Raw genomic sequence first — 16,376 nt, 5'->3', positions numbered from 1 at the left:
ACACCCAGCCAACCAGACACCCCAATCACAGGCCGACAGCAGCTGACCGTTCTACACCCTCAATCATGAAGAGCCCTCAAACATCGCCGCAGCGCGAACTTCGACCTTCCGGGTCTGTAGAGAAAGGGACCAACTCGTGGGATCACATGTGCCCAAACTGCGCACCCGTCGCGACAATCTGATCTTCTCCGAGGACGGCAGCGTCTGGTGCAACTACTTGTTGCGCGGACTCAACGTCAACAGCTACCGCCCCGAGACCGCCGCCTCGGCGCAGGACAGCCACGAACTGCTCTACGCGGCGCTGTCGGAGATCCCGTCCGACGACATCATGCTGACTGGGTTCCGTGTCCGTCGCGATCCACTGGAGACGATGAACGCCATCACCGGCGGCATCCCCGATTGGGATCCGCAGCGCTACCGGTATCTGGAGGGTCTTCTCAACGATCTGTACCGGCGCATGGTGACCGGTGAGTTCGTCGAGTTCGACCGGGTGTACTGGCTCGCGATCAGCCAGCCGTCACGGCGGCGGATGTCGGAGCGGCTTGTGTCGGCCGTGGTGGAGACCGACCCCCACGAAGGCCTGGACTGGGCCGACCTCGGAGAGTTCGAGAAGCGCTGCTTCGCGGCGATCCCAGCCGAGTTCAAGCCGCGGCGCACCACTCCCGCGGCGGTGGACTGGGCTTTCGATCGCGCCACTACGCGGGGACTGGCCGTGCCACTGATGCCAGGGCTTGCTCCCCCTGCGGCCACACCGACCGAGAACGCCTACCCCGAGGTCGTTTTCGACGAAGCAGCCGAGGCCAGTGCGCTCTACTCGACGTTCCTGCGCGACCTCGACAACGGCCGCGACTACACCAAGAGTCTGTCCAAGGCAGACCGGAAATTGTCACTGTTCAGGAGGTTTCGCACACTGTCGGCCGGCAAGATCATGTCGATCGCGAATCCGGGTAAGCGCACCGCGGAGATGCCGGACGGTCCCGTGTCCTACCAGTCGCTGTTCGGGATCGCACGCTACCCCAGCAGCTACACCGACGCCGTGTCGAGCTTCACCTACCTGGTCGACCAGGCCGTCGGCGGCGACGCGGATTTCACTCTCCGGATGCGCTTCTCGCAGGATCTCGTCGACACCAAAGCGATGTCGAACACCGAACGTGACCTCGTCTCCGAAGGTACGGCCAACGCCGATGACGAATTCGAGGCCTACGACTACGACAACCGCCGCGGCGAGTTGCGTCGCTTCCACGAAGCCATCCGCGCCAAGTCCGGACCCCGCGGCATGCAGGTGGCCGCGATCTTTGCATTCGGATCCAACGACCTGGACTATCTGCAGAACCGAATCTCTGCGGTGTCCCAGCAGTTCCGCTCCAACAACTACACCCCGCTGCTGCCTGTTGGCGGGCAGAAGGAGCTGTGGACGATGATGATGCCGGGGTCTCGGCGGACCCGGCTCGGTGACGATCTGCTGCAGACCTCGACGGCGTACTGGTTCTCTGGCGCCATGCCGGTGCGGCGCAGCTTCGCCGGTGATGCGGTGGGCATGCCGATCGCAGTCAACAAAGAGAACGCCAACGGTCAGATCATCTTGCTCGATTTGCTCAATGCCACCGACAAAGGCAACGCCTCTATCGCACTCACCGGCGCCCAGGGAGGCGGCAAGTCGCATCTGATGAAGCTGATCTTCCTGTTTGTCACGGCGCTCAACCGTTATGCCACCGCCATCGATCACTCCAAGCACGGCGAGTGGGCGGTCTACGCGCGGCGGATCGCCCGGGTGCAGGTCGTCAACGCAGCTACCGGCGAAACTCCGAGCGGTCGGGTGTCGATGGACTTCCTCAAGTGCCTGCCCTCCCCTGTCGCCGAGACGGTGATGATGGCGCACTACCTGCCGCTGTTCGAGATCGACACGAAGTCTGCCGAAGCGGCTTTCCTGGCCAAGATCCTGCACCCCGACTTCCGCGCGGTTCGCGGCATCACCAGCACTCGCCGGCTGATGGAGTGGCTGACGACCACCGGTGATCCGGAAGCACGAATCCTGCTGCGTCACTTCGAGCACTGGGCAGCTCTTCCGTTCACCGCGGCGTTCATCGATCCGCCGGCACGCGCCTCCGGCGACCAGGGCGCCGCGCCGTTCGACGACATCGCCGACCTCGCCGCGCGTATGGAGTCGGGCAAGGTCCCCCACGCCACGGTATTTCGCACCCATGAGTTGCCGGTGTACCGCGGAGAAAACCCCGCTGCTGCCTCCGACCTGAACAAATGGGCAGCCTCGGTCTACGGATCGATCGCGCGGATGACGGCACACCGGTTCGGTCAGATCCGCGGCACCTGTGTGTTCTTCGGTGACGAGATCAGCTTCCTGAAAGGCAACGAGGATGTGGTGGAGCTGCTGATCCGATCACCTGACCGAACCGGCCGCAAAGACGCCAACTTCATCGTCGCCGCGTCTCAGCACGCCGACGACTTCGACCACAACTACGCGATGATCGAGAAGAAAGCCGCGCTGCGTCAGAAGAACAAGAACAATGCCGCCGCAGCGCTCGAACTCATGGACATGCCGGTTCTCGACTCATTGGTGGACATGATGGTCAACAAGACCAGCCCACCGGATCCGGAGAACAACAACCTCACTCGCGCAGGCCGTTACGGCGAGGGCTGGTGGAACGACGGAAACAACAACACCGTACGGGTGCAGTACCTGCCGATCCTGTCCGATTCGTTGGCCCGCTTCGCGGACACGACGAGTTCGCGGATGATCCGTGAAAGTGACCTCACCGCCGCTGGTGACCTGCGGCCGGCGGCGCCCGCACCACCACTCAACGGTCGTCACGCGGCTGAGCCGGGTCAGGGGCGCTGAGCATGGCAACGTTCCTCGATCTGTTCACCGCCGACGACTCTGACGGCGCACCGGCGAGCAGCTATCAGCTCCACTACCTGGGCAGCGCGATGTCCAACCACGACTCGTGGATCTTCGGAATGGCCACTGCGATGGTCTACGCGGCGTTCAAAGCCGTGGCGGTGGTCGCCAACGGGCTGATGGGCCTCGTGCTGTCCTCGGCGTCCTGGCTGGACCCGCTCTCGGAGCTGTATCAGCAGATCACCGCGCCGTTGTACGCGGTGGTCCCGCCGTGGGCGATTGCCTGTATGGGCCTGGGCATCGTCGCGGTCTCCGCGATGCGTTCGCGCCCCGCGGCGACCACGAGCGGACTGTTCAACAGCGAGACGTTGGACCGCATCGGTGTGGCCCTGGCGCTCGTGGTGGGCGTCGTCGTGCTCACCCACGATCCGTTCATGCTCATCACCCGGACGATGGAGCTGGCCAACGGATTCTCGGTGAGCATCGCCGCGGCGGTCACCGGCAGCGGAGCTGACACCACGCTGACCGCCGGACAGGCGCTGGTGGACAACTCGATTCGCACCCCGACCCTGGCGCTGAATTACGGTGCGGCGTTCAACGACAGCTGCAGCGCGGCTTGGTCGACGGCGATGATGTCGGGACAGGAGCTGTCGGTCGCGTCGGGTTGCTTCGCTGAGGGGCAGAACCGTGCAGGCCCGGACACGCTGTTCACTGCATTGCTGATGCTGATCTTCCCGGCACTGCCAATGCTGGTGTTCGCGGCGGTGGCTGCCTGGAAGTACGTGCTGCACCTGTCGCTGTCTGTGTTGTCGGTGGTGGCCACTGCGTGGGTGGCTGCAGCCGCGGTGCCGCGCCGGCGCGGATTCGAGTCGCTCTCGGAGATGTTCGCTCGCGCGGTCGGCCATCTGGTGATGGCCGTGGTTACCTCAATGGTCGCGGTGGGCCTGCCTGCCATGGTCTCGGGTTTCGCGTCCAACGTGCTGGGCCTGCTCAACATCGAGAACGCAGCGGGACAGGCGTTCGCCCTGATGATCGGGCTCGGTATCGGTTTCGCGGTGGCGGCGTGGGCCATCGTGAAGATCACGGCGGAGACCGGGGCACTGGTGCGTCTGCTCAAGGCTGACGCCAACATCACGTTGGAGAAGACGCTGGGCGTCGCCCCGGCAGCGTCGATGAACGCCGTGTTCAAGCAGTTCAAGACGTGGGAGTGGGCACGCGATGAGGAGGCTAAATCGGCTGCCTCCAAACCCCTTCCCGCACCGCGCGATGCGGCGAAGAAAGGAACCGACACCGTGCCCGAGAAAGTCAGTGCAGCTGATGCCGCGGCGGTGGAAGCCTTGACTGCACCCGCCATGGCTTTGGCTGAAACGGCTGCCGCGCCGACGGCGACTCCCATTGATGTCACCGTCGCAGGTAGCGCTGAGTCACGTGCAGAGCCCACCGATGCTGACCCGGCCGAGCTTGGTGCCGCTGCCGGTGCGGTGCTCGATACACGCGGTCACTTCACCGATCGCCGTGCCCAGGCCTTCGAGGCCGACGGTGACGATCGCGCGATCGTCACCGATGAGGAGAGCGATGGCGTTTCGGGTGAATCTGCGACCAACGCGGACAGTCCGGCTGGCGCGACTGTCTCCGGCCCCGACGTCGACGGTGATCGCCGCTCTGTGCTGGCCGGGGCCCAGACGCTGGCAATGACGTTCACAATGCCGACAACAGCGGTACAGGGCAACGAGTTCGCCGATCCTGCGCTGGACGCAGCGGCCCGCATGGTCGGCGCGACGTTCGTGTCGACGGGCCGGCCCCCGCCGGCGCCGCGCACACTGCGCGACATGTTGCGGTTGTTCAGACCCGGCGCCCCGCTGGACCCGGTGCCGTTCGGCACGCCAACGCCTGTGCACGGAAACGCGCTGGTGCTCACCGATGCAATAGCTGCCACGGCCCATTCCGCCGAGGCCGCATCCGGTGCGGCCGATGAGACCGTGACGGTCAATGACCAGGCCACGTGGAATCGCGGGTGGCGCAAGCACTTGCAGTGGGCCCGCGGCGGGTCCCAGGCTGTCACGTCCCCCGTTGCGGAGGTTCACCAGGACCGCTCGGCGTCGGGTTTGCGTCCGGGTATCAACCGCAACCCGGCGTCCTACATTGCCCCGCCGGCGGATTTTCTGGCGTCAGCAGCGATCGAAACCGAGATCGAAGAGGTAGGCGTCACATTGGCTGCCGCGGGTCACCCGGTACGGATCACCCTTCCACCCGAGGACAATCGCCTGGCTCTGCGGCTGAGTAGCGACCCGGACCACCGAGTGGTGCGCGCCAACGGCATGGGATTCGGCGATCCGTTCTAAGCGCGGCACTCGCGCCGCCCCAGGCGAACACGCGCTGGCGCTGCCAGCATGTGCCCACCCGCAGACATCGAGGAGTGAACCAATGAACGTGCAGGACGACGACGTGGCACGGCGGCTGCGCGAGAAGTACCAGAACGCACCCGCCGAGCTGATCGACCGCCCCGCCGCTGCTGCGCCGCGGTTCGACGACGTTCCCCTACCGCAGCCGCCGGCACCGCCAGCGCCGCAGTGGCAGCCGGCACCGCGTGGTGGAACATTCAGCGCGCCGGCTGACACCCGGACCGCCAGTACCGGTCCCAACGACAGCAACCGCAGCGCCCGCATCGGCGTACGTACCGAGGGCCCGCAGCAGGGATGGCGAGCGGTGGCCAACCGCTTCGGCCTCAATCTGCCCAAGGGAGCCGACGAGATTCACTACGACCGGTGCGTGGCACAGATCCAGCGCACGCTGCGTGGCCCGAAGACGATCGCGGTCCTCTCCGGCAAGGGCGCCGGGGGTAAGACGACCACCACGCTGAACATGGGTGCCACCATGGCCACTCATCAGCGTGGGCTCAAGATCGTCGCGGCGTCGATCGACCCGCTGGGCAACATCACCGACCGCACCAGGGGCGTGAACAGCCAGCCGGCGCGTTCGGTGGTGTCACTGGCCTCAGATCCCAACCTGCACCGCGACTCCGATGTCAGCAGCTATCTGCTCACCGACCGTTCCGGGCTGCGTGTGCTCGGCGCTTCCAGCGCGGACAGCGCAGGATTCCTGACACCTGAGAAATTGGAGCGCGCAGTGGCGGTATTGCGCGACTACTTCAACATCACCCTGATCGACTTCGGCCTCAACATCGACTCACCGGTGTTTCATACAGGGCTGGCACTGGCGGATCAGCTGGTGTTGACCGCTGCGACCACCGCCGACTCGATCGACGAGCTGCACGTGTTGATCAACACGCTGAAACGGTTCGGCGGCAAGTACATCGACCTGCTGCACAACGCAGTGGTGGTGTTCGTGCAGACCCACCCGGGCAAGGGCCACATCGACGTGGCAGCCGAGCGGACCCGGGTCGTGGATGCGTATTCGACTCCGGTCGTGACCATTCCGTGGGACGCCCACATCAGCGAGGGCGGGCCGATGAGCCTGGACCTTGTAGACCGCACCACTCAGCTGCCGTACGTGTGGCTGGCCGCAGAGGTGATGAGCAAGCTGCCTGATTGATGCGACGCCGGCGCGATCCCCGGCACATGACGACTAGATCCCACCGCCGGTGGGGCCGACAATCGAACCGAGAGGAAATACCGTGACCGACACCTACACCGACAACAGCACCGACTCCTTCACCTCGTCTGGCGTGGCGACCGACAGCGCCGCTGTCGAGGACCCCGCCGCGATCCTGACCGATGGCCTGAACCGGCTGGAGGAGCTGCGCTCTTTCCACGAGCAGGCGGTCAGTGATCTGGAGGAGGGCCGCGCCGATGGCCGTGAGCGCATCGCCGCGCTGCAGGCCGAGATCGACGCTGAGAACGCCAAGCTCAACGACGTGGTGATCGAGGCGGCGACCGCGTTCAACGAGGAGAGCGCGCGCCTCATCGACACCGGGTGGGCCACCCCGAAGGTGCTCGCCAGCCGCGGCCTGGCCACCATTCGGGTTCCGAAGAAGGCGTAACCGGCGTGCCCAGCTACGTGGTGACGTTCGTGGTTAATGACGTGCCGGATGAGTCGGAGGCGCTGGTCGTCTGTTCGGAGCGACTGGCTGCCAACCGTGACTTCGAGATCGAAGAGCTGAAGACGTAGCTCGCCCGACCGACAGTGCCCCCATTGCCGCAAGGCAATGGGGGCACTGTCATATCTGCACTCGCCGGCTACAGGGTGCGGTCACTTGCGCAACCGCGGTCCAGTGGCTCGGCTGAACCCTGACGCGCCGCGTCCTTTGGGGCGAAGCTGTCGAATCTACGGTGCGTCCATGTCTTTGACCTACACCCTTCGTGTTGCCGATCTTCCTGTCTACACAGGAACTTTCGATGACGCAGACGACCTCGCCGCCGATGCCATCCTCCGCGCCAGCACCCACGGAACGGTGATGCTGAAAGCCGGCGATCTCGCTGAACTCATCAGCCCCGACATGGCCAGTGTCATCGATCTGCGACTGCTCGCACCCCAGATCACCGTTGAGGTGTCCCCCGCATGAGCGCCCTGGCGAGACTCTTGGCCGCTCAGCGTGCCCCCGGTGAGGCTGCGACCGAGACCGGTTCCGCGGCACAGATGGATCTGTCGAACCGTGCGAACACAGCATCCCCGGACTACGACACGGCATACGCGAATGCGTGGGCAGTTGTCGAGCGCACGCTGCCCGGCAATCTAGCGGCGCAGCGGTTCGGTGCGAGATACGCCGTCGATAAGCTGGCGCGCGAATGCGACACCCGGTTTCATGTCACCCTGGAATGGGCCGACAGATGGAACGCCAGTGCCGCTCGCCGGTTGGGGCAGCCCGCTCCTGCTCGACTCACGTCAAGCAACGGCTCGTGGGACAGAATGGCCGCGTATAACTACGGCAACGAGCTCAAAAGCGCGGCCGAACATATCAAGTGGCTGGTCCGCGTCAACTGGGACGAGGTGGTAACCGGTTTAGCCACTGACGGTCCGGTCGAAACAGCCGAAGCCGCGCACGATCCGGTCAACCATCCGTCGCACTACACCAGCCATCCCAGCGGGATCGAGTGCATAACGGTCACGCGACTGCTGAGCTTCGATCTCGGTAATGCCGTCAAGTACGTCTGGCGCCGAGGTGACAAGGGCAATGCCGCACAGGATCTCGACAAGTCGCTGTTCTATCTCGATGACGCCGCCAAGCATCTGATCGATGCTGCGGCTGCCGGTCGGTGGCGACGGATCATCTGCGCTGCCCGGCACCTGCTCGGCGGTGGGGATGCTCTTCTGCACGGCGGGGTCGGCCTCCACACCCCGCCAGCGGCGGCCGAGATGTTGCGGTGCGTCGCAGACCACGATTCCGATCCGGCCGCCGCGGATTTCTACCGCGCCATCGCTGCGATGGACTGGGACGGAGCCCGCGACGCGGTTCTCGGGCTGCGGTCAGCGTTTCCTTCCTGACATAGGGCACGGGTGGGAAATCGCTGCGTGACGGGCGCCGCTGACGGGGACCGTCACCTCGCCGCGGCAACCCGCACGCAGACGCGCACAGCTGCGACACTGATTCCGTGTCTGAGACCACCTCATCCGCGTCTACATGCCTGCCGCGCACGTTCGCGGCACTCTTCGCAGCCGCGGTCACCCTCATCGCCAGCTCACCACCGGCGGACTCCCAACCCCCGCCGGTGGACGTCATCGCCCCCGGCTACCCCGTGTCTTCGCTTGATCCCTCCGGCAACGTCATCAGCGCCTGCACCGCCGGCTTCACCGTGCACGACAGCGCCGGCACCCCGCTGATGCTCACCGCCGGCCACTGCGACGAGGGTGGACTGCTAGAGATCTACTTCCGCGGAACCGGTGACTTCGAGCCGTTGGGGTCGTTCATCCGCAACGGCTACGAAAGCCCGCCCGGGGAGCCGTTCAACGCCACTCTTCCCGACATCGGCCTCGTCGGGCTCAGCGCCACGGCGGTCCCCGTGGCTATCGCCCTGCTGAACCGCATGCCGATCACCGCCGTCGAGCGCCCGCGCGTGGGACAACGTCTGTGCAAGATCGGCTCCTTTTCGGGGATCTCGTGCGGGACGGTCACGAAAGTGACGTCAAGCAAGGTGCACTTCGGGGCGTTCAACCGCCACGGTGATTCAGGCGGCCCGGTCTACCGCGACAACGGTGATGGCACGGTGACCGCGATCGCGGTCAACAGCGCCACGCCCGACGACCAAGCTGACTGCCAGGTCGACCACACCGGCGCTCAAGATTGCGGCGGCACCACCATCGCCGAGCTGATTCAACCGTGGATGACCAGATGGGGACTCACCATCTGATCGATCCCGTACCGCACATCGAACTGTCACGTCCTCGCAGATTCCCCGACGCGCGGGCACGAGCAGCCTTCACGGACTGCTAGCTTCTACGTTGAGCAAGCGTCGTCTAGGAGGTCCACCGCGTGCCCACGCCCCTGGAGATTGCCCGACTGCACTTCCCATGGGACGTGCCCCTCGAGTTGCAGCCCAGCCCCGTCTACGCGCTGATGCAGCTGCACGGCGATTTCATCGCAACAGGCGGCAGGGGCATGGACACCGCCGACCTGGAACGGGTGCACTCGTTTCACGCCCGGCTCCGCGACGCGAACGTGGTCATCGAGTTCGACCCAAACATTCCCGCCGATCAGGGCATCGACGGCGCTGCGGGCTTCGCGTTCCGGCCCCGCACGATCGACGACGAGGACCGGCTGGTTCGGGCCAACGGCTTCACCGTGCTGACCGAGGAAGGCGACATGATCTGGTCCTTCCCGCCCGATCTTCCCGACCTGGGCCCCTTGGCCTGATCCATTTCGCGGTCCCGCTGACGCCGAGGCGCCGGCATCTGCGTCGAGATGTTCTGTCGACGCAGATGCCGCGATACGTCTGAGTGCCCGAGCTTGGCGCATGATCGCCGGACAGCGTGGGAGTCTGAGCGCATGGCAGGCGGCAACCTCATGCACTGGATTCAGCAGCTCGACGAACTCGAACAGGTCGTCAAGAACTTCGCCGATGCGATGCGGCATCACCCGCGTCAAGACGAGTGGATCGCCGGTGACCCGTCGCAGGCGCTACGCGAAACCACACCTGGGCACTATCTGCGCGACCTCCCCCGGCTGGACACGGCCGACGACCTGCAATTGCGCCGAACATCATCCGCGCTCGCACAGGCGATCCGCGCCGCCACGACCGGTCGCCGTCAACGATGGACTGCACGAGAACTCGTACCGGCCCTCGATGCGATCTACGCAGGTATCGCGCCCATGCGCGCAGCGCTCACCGCGCCCGCGGCTGCCCCGGAGACTTTGGAAGCCATCGTCGAAGAGCTGCGCAGTGAGTTCACGCTGTCGCTGGCGGTGATGCTCAGCGGCCAGTACGCGGTGGTCACCAAGCTCTACGAGTGGTACTCCGCGGGGGCAGGAGTGCCGGCGGATGCCTATCTCGATGTCAGTCGCTTCCAGATCGTGAAGGCAGCGGGCCCCGGCCGGATCGCCATGCGCGATCTCGAAATCGCGACGCACGGCGGCATCACGATGCTGACACCGCAGACCGGGTTCGTCAGCTTCGACCGGTTCTCGCCGGTCCAGCATCTTCTCTACGGTCAGTGGTTCGCCTACATGCACTCGCTGTGGGACGAGCAGTTCCGGGCACGGGTGGCTGCCGCGCACGGCGCCGCGCCGGATGGAGACCCGTGGGACGCGCGGGACATTCGTGTGCCACTGTTCGGCGACATCCGCCGAATCCGCAACGACTTCATCCATAACAAGGGCATCGTCGACGAAGCAAGCGAGACAGAAGTTCTCACCTGGTTCACCGAGGGCAAAGCAGCAGCGATCAAGCCCGAACAGATGCTGGCGCTGCTCACCATGTTTCCCGAATCCGATCTGCTCGCAGTGCCCGCGCGGGCGGCGCGGCACAGCCGAAAACCCCTGCCGTGGAGCGCCGAGCCGGACCTCATCAACCAGGTGCAGAAACGGGCACGCCAGCTCGGACTCAACAGGAAAACCCGTAAGGAAATCGGCCCCGCCGCACTGGAGCTGTGGCTGGCCGCCAACCCAGCCCCCGCCGCGGGCGGGTAGGCGCCACCGACCACTCTCAGCATTCGCGTCAGGTTTGATGCAGGCACGCAAGACGCCTCAACTCGGAAAGGGCCACCATGACGACACCTGCGCCTGGCGGTTACCCGCCGCCATCGGGCTACCCGAATCCGTTCGCGCAGCTGGACGCCAAACGCCGCAACACTGTCGGGTTGGTCGCGCTGACCGTCGCGGTCCTCGGGCTGATCGCCGCTCCGTTTGTGCTGCTGGTCAGCGCAGTGTTGCTGCCAGTCGCGCTCGTTCTCGGTGTTGTGGGGCTGTGCCTGCCGGGGCGGCCGAAGGCGACCAGCGCCGGCGCGGTCGTCGTGGCTGTGATCGGTGCAGTGGTGAGCGGCTTCGCGTTGATGGATCTGGTGCGCGGTGTTTTCGATGACGCTTTCGACAGCGCTGAGCCGCCGTCACCCACTGAATCCGTCAGTGCGAGCGAGGGCCCTGGTGCCGGTGCGCCACCCGGCAGCCGGGAGAACCCGCTGCTGATCGGGGAAACGGTCACCGAGCCGGGGTGGACGGTCACGCTCGGCGCACCGCGCGAGGCCACCGCCGAGGTGGCCGCCGCGGATCCGTCCAATCCCGCACCGTCGCCGGGCATGGAGTTCTGGATCGTGCCGGTGCGCGCGACGTACACCGGGGACGACCCCGTGAGGCCGGCGCTCGAGATCTGGGTGGAGTTCGTCGGTTCAGACAGCCGCACCTATGGCGACGAATGTGGCTTCATTCCCGATTCGCTGCTCGGCTTTGGTGAGCTGCACACCGGCGAGGTTGCCGAAGCAAACACCTGCGTGGCTGTGCCTGCCGACGCAGATGGCCTGTGGGCGTTGACGATCGCCATGTTCTCCGACCCGGTGTTCTTCGCGACCGAATAGGTGACCACGCCGTCACCGCGGAACGGCCGCCCGCGACCTGTCACACCTCTCGTCTATTCTCTGTTTTAGAGAACACAACGAAGGGGAATTATGAGCCGCTACGCCTGGGAACACGGAACCATCACGCTGCCGACCGGCCAGCCCGCCCAGCTGCGCGCCGCCCTGCAGCGTGCCGCTGATGCGCAGATCGCGGCGCTGACCGCGGAGACCGATCGCGCGTGGAATCGACTGCGCACCATGACCCCCGCACAGCGGGCCGACCACTCCCGGATCGCCAACGATCCCATCGTGAGCACGCTGAGCGAACAGGCACACTTTCTGATGTGCCACTGGGAGCGCCGCGGCAACACGTCGGCGACCCGCTGGCGCAAGCCGTCACAGAAGGCGATCCGCGAGTCAGTGATCACCCGCCACAGAGACGGCGCAGGCAAGACCCACACCGTCTTCCGCTGCGGCCTCGACGCGACCATCACCCTGGCCGGCAACACCGTCACCTGGGACGTCTCCGAGAACAACCATGCCCCCGAGCGAGCACACGCACACCCACTGGCCGCATCCCTTTTCCGCCACCTCCACGCGGTTCAGTGGACATCCCGCAGCGGCGGAATCATCGTCGGCAACGACGAGTACGCCCGCGACGACCGTGACGTCGGCGGTGGCGGCAACTACACAGTCGAATCATTCGGGGCAGCTCCGACTCGCGGTGCTCGCGCGTTGGTGCGCCGGTAACGCCACGGCGATGTCCAAGTCCGCGTCCACCCGCCGTGGGGTTACGACGTGGGCGCCATCAAGCGCTCGACCTCTCGCGCTGAGACGAACACGCGGCGACCCACGGTGACCGGCGTCAGCCGGCCGTCGCGCAGCATCGCACGCACCCTGCCCTTGCTACACGCCAGCAACTCGGCTGCCTCATCCATGGTGTGCACCGTCACCGGCGCCGCCTCGGCTTCGGCAGCCGAGGCGGGCGACAGCGCGGGCAGCGCCCGAAGATGCCGCGATAGGCGCGGTTCACCCGTGGCCCGCGCTTTGCCTGCTTGCTCCGGCAGCGGAGGTGGCGACGGTGGCGACGGTGCGACGGCTGTCCTCTTGGGCGCCCGTACATGCGTTTGGTAGCTGTTGTCCGGTTCCGGCTTCGGCGCGGTGCCGGCAGCAGCGTCGAAGAGTCGGTGAACGGCCGACGCCTGAATGAACCTGCGCGAACCGATAGTGATGCTGGCGAGTTCGCCGCGACGCAGCATTGCGCACAGAGCCGAGCGTGACACGTCCAGCCACTCTGCGGCTTCTGCGAGCGTGAGCGTGTCGGGCTCCGCCTGCGGCTGCTGCTCACGCTCGCGGAGCGCGGTGGCCACCACGTCGAGAAGCGTGTCCAGTTGCATGTGCACCATCGTGCGCATATCTCGCGATACGCGCCAGTGCGGGAGTCCGACACTCCGACGTCGACGCACTTCCGCAGGTCTGACGACTTACAGGCACAGCCGCTTCAGTTGGACCGGTGTGTTGCGGCGGCAGCCCTGCCGTCGTCGCCGCCGCCGCTGTGTTCCGCTGGTTCAGCGGCGGTCCAGATCGGCTGCGCCAAGCTGCAATCCCACGGCGACATCTGCGTGCCGGCGTTCCTTGATGCAGCTGCAGCCACCTCACGGTCGCCAGGCGTCACCGGGTCAACTGGCCTCACTGGCGGCCATGATGCGCTCGATCTCGTTCGGGGCAATCCGGCGTGCGTTGCCGAGCTTCACACTGCGGATCTCCCCGGAGCGAATGAGTGCGTACACGTGGGCTTCTGAGATGGCCAACTGTTCTGCAGCTTCGGCAACCCGCAGCAGCTTGCGCGCTCGTGGCGGCGGAGCGCTGGTGGCCCCCGTCGAGACGGCACGCAGAAGCGTGACTACTGCCTGAACCAGTTCGTCGTTGCCACCTTCACTGCCCGCCATGCACTCCATGGTCTGCGCTCAACGCCACCACGTCCAGTGCGAGCACACGACACGCCGCCGAAGACAGATGAATGCATCGCAGGCGTGCATCGGCACATGCATCTCGCTCCTGTCCATGCCATTGCCGACAGGGACGTGACAGCACCGCTAGGTGGCGGCTTTCTCGCGGGTTTCGAGCACCCGCGCGTAGACCGCCATGCCCTGCGTCACCGCATCCTCCTGCGAGTGCGCGTACACCCGCTGAGTGAAGCTGGCGTCGGTATGGCCCAGCACCGCTGCGATGACGGCGATCGGCACCCCGTTGAGATGCATCAACGTTCCACAGGTGTGGCGCGCGTCGTGCAGTCGGACGTGAGGTAGCCCGGCGTCGGCGAGAGCATTGCGCCACATATAGCTCAGGGTCGTGGGGTAGTAGGCGCGCCCCAACTCGTCGCACACGACGGTCCCATCGCCCTGCCACCGGTTACCGACCAATTTCTGTTCTGCCTCCGAGCGCAGCACAGCGCGTTTGAGCACGGGCAGCAGTGTCGAAGGGATCGGGAGCGTGCGGCGGCCGGCGTCGGTTTTTGTGTCGGCCTCCACGGCACCAGCCTCGCTGTGTACACGCTGGCGCGCCACCGTCATCGTTTCGGCCTCCAGATCGATGTCATCCCACTTCAAGCCCGCCAGCTCGCCACGACGCATGCCGGCTTGCAGCGCCAGATGGTGCATGTGCTCCAGGCGGTCCCGGGTGGACTCGAGATGATCGAACAAGTGTTGGCACTGCGCGACAGTCAGCGTCACCTTGGCGCGCTTGACCCGCGCCGGGCCCTTCACATGATCGAGCGGACTCCGCAGCACCGTCCCATCCTCGATCAATCGCCCGTACACCGCACCGAGCCGCGAGAGCATGTGCTTGATGCTGCCTGGCGCCCACGGCCCGCACGTCTCTTTCACCCCCGCCGGCAACTTCGACGGTTTGCGCCAGTCCCCTGACGGCACCGCTTTGGTCGAGATGTCGGTGACAAGTTTCTCGATCTCGTCGCGGCGCAGCTCCTGCACCGGACGGTCCCCCAATCGTTCGATCGCTGGGCGCAGCACCGCGGCATAGGCGGTGCGGGTGTTGGGCCGGGCGTTTAGCGCATCCAGGTAGGCATCGGCGGCCTGACGAAGCGTGACACCTGAAGGTGTCACCTGCACCCCGCGGGATCGGTCGCCGCGCGCCTCGCTGTATGCGTCGATGGCGTCCTGCAGCTTCTTGAAATTGCGCTTGCCCTGGTGGCGCTTCCCGTCGACTTTGCCGGTCTCGATGCGGACCTGGTAGCGGGCCTCGCCGCCCTTCGTGGTGACGATCTTGACGTAGTGCGGGATGCGCGCCATGACACGGAACTGTAGACCGAAACAGAGGCTTGAGTGTCACCGCGTGTCATCGGGGAGCGAGTTGGCACAACCCCCGGATACAAGAAAACCCCCTCCGACCGAGGTCAGAGGGGGTTTTCGTTGTCGGGCTGACAGGATTTGAACCTGCGACCACTTGACCCCCAGTCAAGTGCGCTACCAAGCTGCGCCACAGCCCGCGGTGCCGCCGGGATCGCCGGCAGCGGACGAAACTCTACCTCAGCCGGCCCGCCCGACCACAATCGCCCCATCGGTTTCCGCCGCGTCCTCGGCCGGGGCCGGTTCGGCGGGCTGGGGCGTCCGCGAAACCCGCCAGGCGTAGCCCACCAACGCCGCCCACACCGCCACGATGACGGCGTACACGACGGTCGACGCCGGCGCATGCACCCCGAAGTACGCGAGCAGCTTCTGGCTGTTGGTCAGCACGATCACCCCGCCGACCCCGGTGCCCAGCAGCGCGGGACTGACCCGGCTCACCAGCCAGGCCGCCAGGGGCGCGGCGAGCACGCCGCCGACCATCAATCCGACCACCACGGGCCAGTTGGCCAGGAAATCCTGCTTCAACCCCACCAGGAAGCCCAGCGACGCCGACACCGATACCAGGAACTCCGACGCGCTCACCGAACCGATGACGGTGCGCGGCGCGGTCTTGCCCTGCGACAGCAGCGTGCTGGTGGTCACCGGGCCCCATCCCCCGCCGCCGGAGGCGTCGATGAACCCGCCGAACAAGCCGAGCGGGGCAAGGAACTTGGCACTGTGGCTGGTACCGCGCGCCCCGAACGTCAGGGGCGTGCGCATCGAGAACCGCAACAGCACATACAGGCCGATGCCCAGCAAGATGGTCGCCATCAGCGGGGCGGCCTGCTCGGTGGACAACGACGACAGCACGGTCGCGCCGGCGAACGCACCCAGCGCACCCGGACCACCGAGCTTGGCCACCAACGGCCAGTCGATGTTCTTGAACTTCCAGTGCGACAGCCCGGACGCGAAGGTGGTGCCCACCTCGGCGAGGTGCACCGCCGCGCTGGCCTGCGCCGCGCCCACCCCGGACAGCACGAGCAGGGTCGAGGCGGTGACGCCGAACGCCATGCCGAGGGCACCGTCGACCAGCTGGGCGCCGACACCGACAAGCGTGAAGATGAGAAGCGAACGCATGGCTGCTTTCGGGGGGTGCGGTCACCGCGCGGCGACCGGGAGGACGGGTGGGGGCGTCAGGGACGCGGACAACACCACTCGTCGAAAGCCATCAACCGGCG

The 16,376-nt window shown here is 66.1% G+C and carries 16 protein-coding genes and 1 tRNA gene; 12 read left to right on the top strand and 5 right to left on the bottom strand.

Going from position 1 to position 16,376, the window contains the following annotated elements; all coding sequences use genetic code 11:
- Positions 1–136: 136 nt before the first annotated feature.
- The 12 genes from AWB94_RS05030 (at position 137) to AWB94_RS04980 (ending at position 12,544) form a co-directional block, all read left to right on the top strand.
- Positions 137–2,854, top strand: coding sequence for a putative type IV secretion/conjugal transfer ATPase (locus tag AWB94_RS05030; protein ID WP_062659520.1), 2,718 nt, complete (start codon positions 137–139; stop codon positions 2,852–2,854).
- A 2-nt stretch (positions 2,855–2,856) separates the two neighbouring features.
- Positions 2,857–5,196 (top strand): hypothetical protein, encoded by a 2,340-nt coding sequence (locus tag AWB94_RS05025; protein WP_062659521.1) that lies wholly within the window; start codon positions 2,857–2,859, stop codon positions 5,194–5,196.
- Between the two features lie 82 nt (positions 5,197–5,278).
- A complete protein-coding gene (locus AWB94_RS05020; protein ID WP_062659522.1) occupies positions 5,279–6,406 on the top strand; it encodes a MinD/ParA family ATP-binding protein in 1,128 nt (375 codons plus the stop codon).
- Between the two features lie 82 nt (positions 6,407–6,488).
- Complete coding sequence (locus AWB94_RS05015; RefSeq protein ID WP_230021191.1) at positions 6,489–6,854, top strand: hypothetical protein; 366 nt, start codon at positions 6,489–6,491, stop codon at positions 6,852–6,854.
- Positions 6,855–6,859: 5 nt separating this feature from the next.
- On the top strand, positions 6,860–6,982 hold the full coding sequence (locus AWB94_RS36050) for a hypothetical protein (RefSeq protein WP_264021135.1): 123 nt from the start codon (positions 6,860–6,862) through the stop codon (positions 6,980–6,982).
- Positions 6,983–7,151: 169 nt separating this feature from the next.
- Positions 7,152–7,376: a hypothetical protein gene (locus tag AWB94_RS05010; RefSeq protein WP_062659523.1), complete on the top strand. Its 225-nt coding sequence runs from the start codon at positions 7,152–7,154 to the stop codon at positions 7,374–7,376.
- On the top strand, positions 7,373–8,296 hold the full coding sequence (locus tag AWB94_RS35685; RefSeq protein ID WP_230021188.1) for a DUF3310 domain-containing protein: 924 nt from the start codon (positions 7,373–7,375) through the stop codon (positions 8,294–8,296). The genes AWB94_RS05010 and AWB94_RS35685 overlap by 4 nt, the downstream gene beginning before the upstream one ends.
- A 107-nt stretch (positions 8,297–8,403) precedes the next feature.
- Positions 8,404–9,159, top strand: coding sequence for a S1 family peptidase (locus AWB94_RS05000; RefSeq protein ID WP_085122361.1), 756 nt, complete (start codon positions 8,404–8,406; stop codon positions 9,157–9,159).
- A 122-nt stretch (positions 9,160–9,281) separates the two neighbouring features.
- Complete coding sequence (locus AWB94_RS04995; RefSeq protein ID WP_131805408.1) at positions 9,282–9,662, top strand: hypothetical protein; 381 nt, start codon at positions 9,282–9,284, stop codon at positions 9,660–9,662.
- A 132-nt stretch (positions 9,663–9,794) separates the two neighbouring features.
- A complete protein-coding gene (locus AWB94_RS04990; RefSeq protein ID WP_062659526.1) occupies positions 9,795–10,934 on the top strand; it encodes a hypothetical protein in 1,140 nt (379 codons plus the stop codon).
- 170 nt (positions 10,935–11,104) lie between these two features.
- Positions 11,105–11,815, top strand: a complete 711-nt coding sequence (locus AWB94_RS04985; protein ID WP_131805409.1) for a hypothetical protein — start codon at positions 11,105–11,107, stop codon at positions 11,813–11,815.
- A gap of 90 nt (positions 11,816–11,905) precedes the next feature.
- Positions 11,906–12,544, top strand: coding sequence for a hypothetical protein (locus AWB94_RS04980; protein ID WP_051579160.1), 639 nt, complete (start codon positions 11,906–11,908; stop codon positions 12,542–12,544).
- A gap of 41 nt (positions 12,545–12,585) precedes the next feature.
- On the opposite strand, the gene AWB94_RS04975 is transcribed toward AWB94_RS04980, so the two are convergent.
- The 5 genes from AWB94_RS04975 to AWB94_RS04955 all read right to left on the bottom strand — a co-directional run bounded on the left by AWB94_RS04975 (position 12,586) and on the right by AWB94_RS04955 (position 16,275).
- The gene (locus tag AWB94_RS04975) at positions 12,586–13,191 is read right to left on the bottom strand and encodes a helix-turn-helix domain-containing protein (RefSeq protein WP_163642408.1); all 606 of its coding nucleotides are present in this window, start codon (positions 13,189–13,191) and stop codon (positions 12,586–12,588) included.
- Between the two features lie 282 nt (positions 13,192–13,473).
- Entirely contained in the window at positions 13,474–13,743 is a 270-nt protein-coding gene (locus AWB94_RS04970) for a helix-turn-helix domain-containing protein (protein WP_081812807.1), read from the bottom strand.
- Between the two features lie 147 nt (positions 13,744–13,890).
- Positions 13,891–15,102 (bottom strand): tyrosine-type recombinase/integrase, encoded by a 1,212-nt coding sequence (locus AWB94_RS04965; RefSeq protein ID WP_062659527.1) that lies wholly within the window; start codon positions 15,100–15,102, stop codon positions 13,891–13,893.
- Positions 15,103–15,225: 123 nt separating this feature from the next.
- Positions 15,226–15,299, bottom strand: a tRNA-Pro gene (locus AWB94_RS04960).
- A gap of 40 nt (positions 15,300–15,339) precedes the next feature.
- Complete coding sequence (locus tag AWB94_RS04955) at positions 15,340–16,275, bottom strand: sulfite exporter TauE/SafE family protein (RefSeq protein WP_062659528.1); 936 nt, start codon at positions 16,273–16,275, stop codon at positions 15,340–15,342.
- Positions 16,276–16,376: the final 101 nt, after the last annotated feature.

Source organism: Mycolicibacterium canariasense (assembly GCF_002101555.1).
Lineage (GTDB): Bacteria > Actinomycetota > Actinomycetes > Mycobacteriales > Mycobacteriaceae > Mycobacterium > Mycobacterium canariasense.
Note: the sequence above shows the minus strand (reverse complement) of the source record. Positions and strands in the feature narration are given on the sequence as shown.